Source organism: Bradyrhizobium sp. 23AC, from assembly GCF_054863025.1.
This window is the reverse complement of sequence record NZ_JAVAYN010000149.1, coordinates 1-273: the sequence shown is the minus strand read 5'-3', so window position 1 is coordinate 273 and position 273 is coordinate 1. Positions and strand designations below refer to the sequence as shown.

Genomic DNA, 273 nt, shown 5'->3' with positions numbered 1-273 from the left:
AGCCTGATGTTGCGGGAGATGGTGCCCGAGAAGAGCACGGGATCCTGCAGCACCACGCCTATGTGGCGACGGAGTTGCGCCTGGGCGACGTCACGCACGTCCATGCCGTCAATAAGGATTTGCCCGCCCTGCACGTCGTAGAAGCGACTCAGTATGCTGATGATGCTCGTCTTCCCCGCGCCCGTCGCGCCCACGATAGCCACGCTCGTGCCCGCGGGAATCTTGAAGCTGACGCCTTTGAGCTCAGGCTCGTCCGGATTGTAGGCAAAGTGC

General features: G+C 62.3%; 1 protein-coding gene. It reads right to left on the bottom strand.

Going from position 1 to position 273, the window contains the following annotated elements; genetic code table 11:
• A partial coding sequence (locus RAD10_RS41860) for an ATP-binding cassette domain-containing protein (protein WP_461622024.1) occupies positions 1-273 on the bottom strand: 273 nt, incomplete at both ends.